Annotated in this window: 6 protein-coding genes; 3 read left to right on the top strand and 3 right to left on the bottom strand. The window is 72.2% G+C overall.

Translation table 11 applies throughout. The features are described 5' to 3' along the window. The 3 genes from E4P38_RS04785 to E4P38_RS04775 form a co-directional block, all read left to right on the top strand. A partial coding sequence (locus tag E4P38_RS04785) for a hypothetical protein (protein ID WP_209308927.1) occupies positions 1–866 on the top strand: 866 nt, incomplete at its 5' end. Between the two features lie 286 nt (positions 867–1,152). Beyond that, positions 1,153–1,923, top strand: coding sequence for a 2OG-Fe(II) oxygenase (locus tag E4P38_RS04780; RefSeq protein WP_135130594.1), 771 nt, complete (start codon positions 1,153–1,155; stop codon positions 1,921–1,923). A 196-nt stretch (positions 1,924–2,119) separates the two neighbouring features. Continuing rightward, positions 2,120–3,262 (top strand): glycosyltransferase family 4 protein, encoded by a 1,143-nt coding sequence (locus E4P38_RS04775; RefSeq protein WP_135130593.1) that lies wholly within the window; start codon positions 2,120–2,122, stop codon positions 3,260–3,262. Positions 3,263–3,293: 31 nt separating this feature from the next. Here the strand turns inward: E4P38_RS04775 and E4P38_RS04770 are convergent, their stop codons facing one another. From E4P38_RS04770 to E4P38_RS04760, 3 genes are all read right to left on the bottom strand, one after another. Next, on the bottom strand, positions 3,294–4,544 hold the full coding sequence (locus E4P38_RS04770; protein ID WP_135130592.1) for an O-antigen ligase family protein: 1,251 nt from the start codon (positions 4,542–4,544) through the stop codon (positions 3,294–3,296). A gap of 91 nt (positions 4,545–4,635) precedes the next feature. Further along, a complete protein-coding gene (locus E4P38_RS04765) occupies positions 4,636–5,841 on the bottom strand; it encodes a hypothetical protein (protein WP_245160786.1) in 1,206 nt (401 codons plus the stop codon). A gap of 197 nt (positions 5,842–6,038) precedes the next feature. Beyond that, positions 6,039–9,602, bottom strand: a complete 3,564-nt coding sequence (locus E4P38_RS04760) for a PKD domain-containing protein (RefSeq protein ID WP_135130591.1) — start codon at positions 9,600–9,602, stop codon at positions 6,039–6,041. Positions 9,603–9,824 lie beyond the last annotated feature (222 nt).

Here is a 9,824-nt window from a genome sequence, read left to right as displayed (position 1 = left end):
CCGACCCCGCCACCGAGCCGACCTCCCCCTCCGGCCCCTCCTCGCTGTACGTCATGGGACTGGGCTTCGTGGTGGGCCTGCTGTTCGGCATCGCGCTGGCCATCGCCCGCAGCCGGATGAGCACCGCCCTCTACGACGACCGGGACATCCGTGAGGCCTGGGGCGAGGACGAGGACGTGCACGTCCTGACCGCCCCGCCGGGCCGGGCGCGCCGCAGTCCGCTCGCCGGCCGGCCGGCGAGCGCCCTGGCCCGCCGCCTGGAGCTGATGGCGGAGGAGCGGCCGGTGCGCATCCTGCTGCTGTCGCCGACACCGGCGCCGACCGCGCGCCGCGCGGTCCTCGAGTTCGCCGCCGAGGTCGTCGACGAACTGAAGGTGCGGGGCGTCGCAGCGGCCACGGCCGAGTACGACCCCGACACCACCGGTCCGGAATCCGACCCCGACGCCCGGGTCCGCATCGACGTCGGGAACCCGATGGCGCCGCTCAAGGTCTGGCGCCGCGTCGCCCAGGACTGCGCGGGCGTCGTCCTGGTGGTGCGCAGCGGCCGCGTCGTCGCCGCCGACCTGCGGGAGGTGCGCGCGATTCTCCGCACCGTGGCGATCCGGCCCCTCGCCGTCGTCCTGACCAGGCGCCAGCGGGGCCGCCGGGCGGCTGCGCCGGGCTTCCTCGCGGCCGCTCCTGCCGGGCGTCCGGGACGGTCCACCGATTCCGATTCCGATCCGGCGGAGACCGGCGACCGGTCCTCCAGCGCGGTGCGGATGGGCACCCCGCCGGCGCCCCCGGCCGGCAACGCGAACACGGCCACCGCCGTGCGCGCCCGCCCGCTGCTCGGCACCGAGAACCGCGGCAGCAAGCCGACGCGCTGACGCGTCGTCCCGCTCCCCCGCGGCCGGCCGCAGCGCTTCCGGCCGACCATTTTCAGGAGCCGCCAACCGCCCTGGACGACCCGTTCGACCGCGATGTCCCGACTCCCTGTGGAGAGAGGATTTGTCCTCCGTCACACACCGCGACTTGGCGCGGTCCTGCGTCCCCCCAAGGGGTCAATCGTCGTATCGGAGTGTCGATCTTTGGAGCTATCGTCGCTGTACGGGGCGCCTCCTTGATGGTGGGACGCCTCCACGGACCTGGCAGGCAATCACAACAGGAGTAGCGATGTTCAACGCATGGATTGATCGGGCCGAGGAGCTCGCACCGGAGTTCCAGGCAGGCGATCCTTTCCCGCTCCTGGTCATCGACGACTTTCTCGACACCGCGACTGCTGAGCAGCTGCTGCAGGAATTCCCCAAGCCCGACGCGATGCCCAAGTCGCGCGACTACGTCTTCGGCGACAAGCACGAGCTGTCCAGCGTCGCGGAGCAGGGCCCGACGAGCAAGGCCTTCTACGACGCGCTCATGGGTGACCAGTTCAAGCAGTTCATCAGCACGCTGACCGGTAAGGACCTGTTCGTCGACCCGGCCTTCCACGGCGGCGGTTTCCACCAGAGCGGCGACGGCGGCTTCCTGGACACCCACGTGGACTTCAACATGCACCCGCTCCACTCGAACTGGCTGCGGACGCTCAACGTGCTGCTGTACCTGAACAAGGACTGGAAGCCCGAGTACGACGGCAAGCTGCTCATCAAGGCGAGCCCGGACGAGAAGCCCCGGGCGATCGAGCCGGTGTTCAACCGTGGACTGATCATGGTGACCGACGACCACACGTTCCACGGGTTCAAGAAGATGACGCTCCCGCCCGGCGTCACCCGGAAGTCCATCGCCACCTACGCCTACGAGCTCGTGGCCGAGGGCAGCCAGGTCGCGCGGACGACCGGTTGGTCGCCGGAGGCGGCTGGGCCGCTGAAGCGTGCCTTTGCCCGGCACTACGACACCGCGGTCAAGGTCAAGACGAAGATCTTCGGGAGTGCCACCGCGCACAACCGCTGATCAGCGGAGTCCGACCGTCCGGCCCGGCGCATCCGCCGCGGCCGGACGGCCGGCCCCGTCGAGCGACGGTCGCCCGCCACGCGGACGCGCCGGAGGTGCCGCGCGGCCGCGAGCACCGCTCGATGACCACTGCCCGATGAGCACCGCCCCAGGCGCCGGCACTGAGCCGCGTCCGACGTGAAGAAGGGAGGCCGCGATGACGACGCACGTTCCCGGTCCCACGATCATCGCGGTGCACCCGCACGCGGACCTCTACGGCAGTGACCGGATGTTCCTCGAGAGCATCGCCACGATGGCCCCCGATGTCCTGGTCGTCCTGTCCAAGCAGGGACCCCTGGTCGACGCGGTGGCCGGCCGGGGCATCACCCACGAGATCATGGACTTCCCGGTCCTCCGCAAGGTCGAGCTCAGGACGCCGTGGAAGGCGCTGGTCTTCCTCGTCCGGTTCCTCCGCTCGGTGGCCACCCTGACGGCGTGGCTGCGCTCGCGGCGTCCGGCCGTCCTCTACGTGAGCACGATCGCCGCGCCGGAATGGCTGATCGCCGGCCGGCTGAGCAGGACCCGCGTCGTCTGCCACCTGCACGAGAGCGTGCCGGAGATGTCACGCACGTCCAGCGCGCTGCTCCTGTCGCCGCTGCTCGCGGCCCACCTCGTCCTCGCCAACAGCGAGGGGACCCTCGCCTGGATCAGGTCCTCCCTCGGGGAACGGGTCGCCCGTCGCAGCCGCGTGCTGCACAACGGCGTGCGGGAGCCCTCCCGGTCCGCCACCGTGCCGCAGGGCCCCAAGTCGGGCTCGCGACGCCTCGTCGTCGTCGGCCGGCTGTCGGCGATCAAGGGCCAGGACATCGCCATCCGGGCGACCGCACTGGTCCGGAAGGCCGGCTTCGACGCGACGCTGACGCTCGTCGGCGACGGCTATCCCGGCTACGAGGACCTCGTCGACGGCCTGCACGCGCTGGCCGCGAGCGAGGGCGTCAGCGACGTCACCGATTTCACCGGCTTCCAGGATCCGACGCCGTACGTGGCCGACGCCGACGTCGTGCTCATGCCGTCGCGGGTGGAGTCGTTCGGCCTCGTGGCCGTGGAGGCGCTCCTCCTGGGCCGGCCGGTCGTCGCCACGCGGATCGGTGGCCTGCCCGAGGTGATCAAGGACGGCGAGACCGGGCTCCTCGTCGATCCGGACGACCCGCAGGCGCTCGCCGACGCGGTCATCCGTCTGCTCTCCCACCCGGAGGAGGCTGCCGCGCTGGGCCGTGCCGGACTGGCCGATGCCCGGGCCCGCTTCTCCATCGAGGCCTACTCGGCCGCACTGACGGACGCGGTCCTCCAGAGCACCTGACGCGCCACGGGGCCTTGCGCGAACCAGCGAGCTACTCGGTGCGCGCGGAGAGGTCCGACGTGGCGGGGTCGGTGCCGTACGGAACCGGCTGCCGTTCGGGCGGGGCGGCCACGGCCGAGCGCAACCGCCGCCCGGATGCGCGCAGGCGCGTCCCGCCCTCCACCTGCAGCGAGATCGCCACGAGGAGGAGGAATCCGGGCGTCGCGTCGAACAGCCCGCTCTCGAGCAGGCTGCGTCCCACGAGGAAGACCGCCAGCCCGGTGAACAGCATGCGCTCCTCCCGGGGCGCCAGCCGCAGGCCACGGAAGATCCACAGCACCCAGGCCAGCGCGACCAGCAGGCCCACCCAGCCGGCCTGGACCAGCGCCGACACCCAGCTGCTGTCGAGGAGCTGGGTGTTCCACCACTGCCCCGCGACCGGGATGAACTTGACCGACAGGCCGCCGCCGAAGGCGATCTGCCATGCCGACTCCGCCCAGCCCCAGGCGGCCCGCCAGGCGATGAGACGCGAGTCGAGCGTGCTCGTGCCGTCGCCGCCGCGCTCGACGAAGGTGTCCACCACGCCGGTCGTGGCGACCACGAGCACGGCCACGGCGGCGGTGCAGAGCAGGGTGACGACCAGACCCACGCGGGGACGACGGACGTACATCGTCATCACGGCCAGACCGAGCAGCACCATGATCAGCGAGGTGCGGGAGCCGGTCAGCCAGATGATCACCAGGAACCCGAGCACGGTGAGGCTGCCCGGCCACGTCGCGTGGCCCCGGAGGATCCGCCAGGCGGCGGCCAGGACGACGATGCCGGACAGCAGGGCCAGCTCGTTGGGGTTCAGGGGCGGGATGCCACCGCCCAGCCGGCCCTCGGCGAGCGTCGGTACCCCTGTGACCGTGGCGACCACCGCCACGACGGCGCACGCCCGGACGAGCGCACGGATGACGTCGGCGGCCGGTGCGGCGCGGAGCAGGAAGTAGACGGTGGCGGTGAGGATGGCCACCCGGACGACGATCGGCCCGCTGGCCGCCAGCGTCCCGCCGGTGACGGCGCCGAACACCGACGACAGCAGGAAGACCCCGACGAACCAGAGCGTGCCGGTGCCGACGGGGCGCCGCGGAGCCGACTGCGCCAGGCCGACCGCGACCGCCAGGCCGATGAGGCTGAGCAGGCCCTTGGCGGCCACCACCGGGTCGACCGACCCGGAGAAGTAGGTGCCCTGCCGCCAGACGACGGTGCTGCCGACCAGGCAGAGACCGACGATCAGGAGCCGAGCGGAAACCCTGGACACGGGCGGCCAATCATTCGGGCGCCGACGGCGCACCGGCGGGTCGGGGGACGGTGACCGTGCGACTGTAACCGCGCGGTGGTCCGCGGAGCCGTTACTCATCGCGCGGGGCGGGAACTCCGGCCGGACGGTCGACAGCCATCCGCACGAGGATCCGCTGCCGCACGGCCAGCGCCACCGACGCCGGCCCCACCGCCATCGCGAACGGCACCAGGTCGGCGTGGTCGGGGAGCAGGAGGACGACCAGCGCGACCACGAGGAGTCCGGGCACCTCCAGGGACCGCAGCAGGAGCAGACGCCGCTGCTCACGGAGCGCCGCCGCCAGGCCCGCATAGGGCAGGAGGCTGGCCCCGGCCGCCGCGTAGACCGACCAGCCCGCCACCGCGAGGGCCGGCACCTCGAAGCCCCCACCGGTCACGAGCGGCCCACCGACCGGCAGGAGGAGCAGCGCGACGCCGCCGAGCGCGAGGCAGGCCAGCGCGAGCCCGAGGACGGTGCGGTCGGCGACGCGCAGGTTCTCCGTCACCGGACGGTCCCGCCGGCCGACGTAGTGCGGCAGCATGAACGAGTTCACGCCGGTGATCAGCACGATCAGCGGTGCCGTGTAGACCCGCGCCGCCTCGAGCGGGCCGTAGGCGGCGGCACCGGCCACCACCACGACCAGCGTGCGCATGATCGTCAGGACCGTGGGCCGGATGGCCTGGCCGGCGGCCTGCCAGCTGCCGAAGTGCCACACCTGGCGCAGGTCGCTCTCCCGGGTCGGCAGCCAGCGGCGCAGCGACCGGCGCAGGAACCAGACCGCGACCGCGACGGAGACCACCTGGCCGACCGCCAGACCGGCGAGGATCAGCGCCAGGCTGGCGTCCTGACGGGTGGCGCCGGCGGCGATGACGGCCAGCGTGACCGCGATACCGATCGCGTCGACCACGACCAGGGCCCAGAAGCGGCGCACGGCCATGAGTGCCCGGCGGGCGAGGTCCTGCAGCATGAAGGCGCTGGTGGCCGCGGCGCAGGCGAGGACGGCGGTCGTCGGCAGGCCGCCGAGCCAGGCCGCTGGCAGAGCGATCGCCCCGGCCACACCGGTCACGCCCACCGACCACCAGACCAGACCGGAGCGGACTGCCGGGTCCGACCGGTCGAGGACCACGAAGGAGTCGCCGACCAGCCCGCTGGACACGGCCGTGGCCAGCACGATGATGCCGTAGACGAGCGCGAAGACCGCCAGTCCGGCGGCGCCCAGGAGCCGGGCCGCGGCCACGGACAGGACCAGGCCGCCGAGGGCCTGCGTGCCCTGTGCCACGACAGCACCCACCAGGCGGGACCGCCCGGAGCCACTGCGCGCCCGGACGGGCGGATCAGCCGGCCGCGGTGCGGCCTGTGCGGCGTCGCTGTTCATGTTCCCCCGTTCCGCGCCTGAGGCGCGGACCCAGTAAACGCCGCGCGCCGGGCGGGGACGGCGAGGTTCGCCGTTCCCCGCCCGGCGGGTCGGTCGGTCGGTCAGCGGACCCGTCGGACCTCGAGGCCGGACAGGTTGACCGCCAGCGTGCCGACGGCGTTGCCGGCCATGTAGGCGTTGACGCCCACGCCGCCCGGCGCCTGCAGCGACGCGGTCGAGTCCGTCGCCGTGAGCGTCCACGCCGTCGGCTCCGACGCCGTCGCCGGGGAGACCCGGGCGCTGAGCTGCGTCGTGCCGTCGGCGCCGCTGGTGACCACCAGGCGGACCCGCAGGGCCGTGCCCGCGGTGTACGTGCCGGGCAGGGTCACCTCCGAGCCGACCAGCACGTCGGTGCCCGTGCCGGCCAGCTTGGTGAACCCGGCGTAGACCGTGCCGTTGGCCTGGAACCGCAGCCGCAGGCGGTACTCCTGGTTGACCGCGACCCGGCGTCCGGTGAACAGGACGTTGAGCCCGTTACCGGTCGGCGCCTGCGCCAGCGACAGCGTGGTCACCAGGTCGGCACGGTTCTCGGCCACACCGTTGAGGAAGGAGCCCACCTGCGCACCGGGGACCATCGTGAAGGTCCCGGTACCCGGCGCCACCGACTGCCGGACGGCGTTGTACGCGGCCGTCCAGGCGCCACCGACGTCTGCGGTCCCGAGGCCGCCGGTGACGGTCCGGTTGAAGGCGTCCGCGGCGACGATGACCGGCGCGAACACGCTGAGCTGCTGCTCGGCCGTGCCGGTGCCACCACGCTCGTCGGTCACCGTCAGGCGCACGGTGTAGGTGCCGTCGGCGGCGTAGACGTGCGTCGCCGTGGCGCCGGACTCCGACGACCCGTCACCGAAGTCCCACGTGTAGGTGACGATGTGGCCGTCCGCATCCCCGGATCCCGTGGAGTTGACCGAGACGGCCAGTCCGTCGGACGTCGCGGCGAGCACCGCGGTCGGCGTCACGTTCGGCGGCGGCGCGAGCACCGTCACCTGCGCGGTGGCCGTGTCCGTGGCGCCGTCGTCGTCGGTCACCGTGAGCGTGACCGGGTACGTGCCCGCAGCGGCGTACGGGTGGGTCGGCGTGGCGCCGGTCGCCGTGCCGCCGTCGCCGAAGGTCCAGGCGTAGGACGCGACGGATCCGTCGGTGTCGACCGAGCTGGTCGCGTCGAACGTCGCGTCCAGGTACGTGGCGGCGGACGAGAAGCGCGCGTCCGGCGCCAGGTTCAGCGGCTTGCCGGTGCTGCCCAGGCTGAAGTGGTTGGCCACCCGGTCCGCGGGGAGCGCCGCCGTGTACAGCGCGACGTCGTCGATCTGCCCGTTGAACCAGGAGTCACCCGACCAGCTGCGGTCACCGCCGATGCGGAGGTAGCCGTTGTAGGACGAGCCGGTCGTCGTGTCGGCCCGCGAGCCGACCAGCTTCCCGTCGACGTACAGCGCCATGCCGGCCGGGCTGAGCGAGGCGGCGACGTGGTGCCACTTGCCGTCGTTCAGGCCGGTGGCGCTGCTCACCGTGCGCTTCAGGCTCGAGTTGACGCCGAAGATGACCCGCCCCTGCGCGTCCATGTAGACGTGCCGGTCGTAGGTGTTGCTCTGGCTGGTGCGGGAGTTGCCGAAGCCGACGATCTTCCCGCCGGTCCTGTCCGTGGTCTGGAACCACGCCTCGACCGTGAAGGTGTTCGGCGCCGGGGTCGCGTTCTGCGAGTACACGATGCCGCTGCTGGTCCCGCCGAACCGGTAGGCCGTGTCCGTGTCACCGGAGATCGCACCGGGACGGGAGACGGTGACCCCGTTGCCGACCCCGAGGTCGGTGGAGCCGGCGTGGTCGTAGGCGGTGGACCGGCTGGACTCGCCCAGCGTCCAGTAGCCGCTGGCACCGTCGGCGCGGACGGTGGTCTCGTAGGCGCGGAGGCCGCTGCCCCCGGCCGCCACGGTCACCGTGGTCCACGCGGACGACGTCACGTTGCCCGCGGGGTCGGTGGCGGTGACCAGGTAGCGGTGGTCGCCCCCGGTGAGCCCGCCGTCGGTGAACCGCAGAGTGGGCCGGTTCCACCACGTGGAGGCCTGGGTGACCTGCCCGATCGGGGTCGTCGTGTCGCCGTCCCGGTAGACCCGGTAGGTGAGGTTCGCGTTGTCCTGGTCGCTGGTCGCGGTCCAGGAGAGCCGGGTGAGACCCGGGGCGACGGCGGACACCGTCGGGGTCAGGTCGGCGTTCTGCGCGGGACCGACCTTGTTCGGGGCGATGGAGGACATCGCGTACCGGACGAGGCCCTGCTGGCCGACGCCGTTCACGTACGGGAACTCACCGCCGTAGACGACGTACTGGTCGTTGCCGGCCACGCTCCAGCCGGCCTGTGCCTGACCGGTGTAGGTGCCCGGGCTCATGGTCGGGAACCAGTTCTGAAGCGCCGGGGCCGGTGCACCCCGGAAGTTGCTGTTGGTCAGCGTCCGGGAGCCGACGGTACCAACGGGGGCCACGCTGACGGCGATGCCGAACTTGTTGATCCGCGGGTTCTGCTCGGAGAAGCCCCCGATGTTGCCGCAGTCATGCGGGTGGCCGGCCAGGTAGAGCGCCCCCCCGGTCGCGAAGTTCGAGTAGCTGTCCCCGCGGCAGTCGTTGATGGCCAGGATGTTGCCGCCGTCGGCCGTCACCGAGAACGAGCCCTCGAGGTTGCCAGGCCCGTAGTAGTCGTAGGCGGTGCCGAAGACCCGGGTGCCGTCGGTGGTGAGGCTGTAGACCGCCGAGTTCACGCCCTGGTTGGTCAGCAGCTTGCCGATCGCGAACGGGCGGGTGGCGCCCGTGACCGCGTCCAGAGCGCCGACGCCGGTGGACTTGACGCCGTTGAGGGTGTCGAAGCGGCCGGCCGCGACGACCTGGGTGTCGCCGCTGGTGAGGAGCAGCGACATGATGTCGTCGCTGGTGGAGGCGTTCAGCGCCGGATTGTTGGGCACCCGGTTGCCGCTGGTCGAGCCCACGCCCGGCTGCGGAGCCCAGGGCAGCAGCGAGCCGTCAGCGGCCGAGAGGGCCGCGAGGCCGTTGCGCGCCGCCGACCCGATGGCCGTGAAGTTCCCGCCGATGTACACGGTGCTGGTCGTGGCCGCGATGGCGCGGACCTGGCCGAACATGCTGGGCCGGAAGTCGGGCACGAGCGCACCGGTGGCGGTGCTGAACGCAGCGACCCGTGCGCGGGGCTGGCCGTCGACGGCGGAGAAGTCGCCACCGACGTAGATGCGAGAACCGTCGGACGAGACCGTCACGACCATCGCCTGCGCGTTCAGGCTCGGCGCGAAGCTGGTGATCAGCTCGCCGGTGCGGACGTCATAGGCGAGCAGGTTGTTGCGGGTGACCTCCTGGGTCCCCGGAGCGGCGCCGGCCGGACGCGCGGTCGAGAACTTCCCCGCGACGTAGACCGTGTTGCCGACGACCACCTGCGACCACGCCACACCGTTGATCTGCACCGTGGGCAGCGCATCGGCGGTGACGGTCACCGGCGTACCCGGGTCGGCCGGGTTCAGCGGAGCCGAGTCCGCGTTGGCGGCGACGGGTGCCAGCGTGATCGCCGCCCCGGTCGCCAGCAGCAGGCTCACGAAGCCCGCCACCACCTGCTTGGCCGCAGTCAGCCACAGTGCACTCATCGTCGTTTCCCCCCGTGCTACGGATCCACGCGCCGTCGGGCGCGGGACTCTGGCATGAATACTAAGCGTGACGATCATCCTTCGGCCAGAGTCCTTCTGTCACACGACTGGGTGACGACCAGCGAAAACAGCTCCTTACGCGGCCGGGCCGCCCTCACTTTGAGTGAGGGCGGCCCGGCTTTTACGACTCCAGCGGTCCCAGCGACGGGACGCAGGGATCAG

It is taken from the genome of Blastococcus sp. CT_GayMR16 (assembly GCF_004570875.1).
Lineage (GTDB): Bacteria > Actinomycetota > Actinomycetes > Mycobacteriales > Geodermatophilaceae > Blastococcus_B.
Note: the sequence above shows the minus strand (reverse complement) of the source record. Positions and strands in the feature narration are given on the sequence as shown.

Excerpts from the sequence above, each read along its gene's own strand:
- E4P38_RS04780 (WP_135130594.1), top strand. The coding sequence starts at position 1,153 with ATGTTCAACGCATGGATTGATCGGGCCGAGGAGCTCGCACCGGAGTTC.
- E4P38_RS04775 (WP_135130593.1), top strand. The coding sequence starts at position 2,120 with ATGACGACGCACGTTCCCGGTCCCACGATCATCGCGGTGCACCCGCAC.
- E4P38_RS04760 (WP_135130591.1), bottom strand. The coding sequence starts at position 9,602 with ATGAGTGCACTGTGGCTGACTGCGGCCAAGCAGGTGGTGGCGGGCTTC.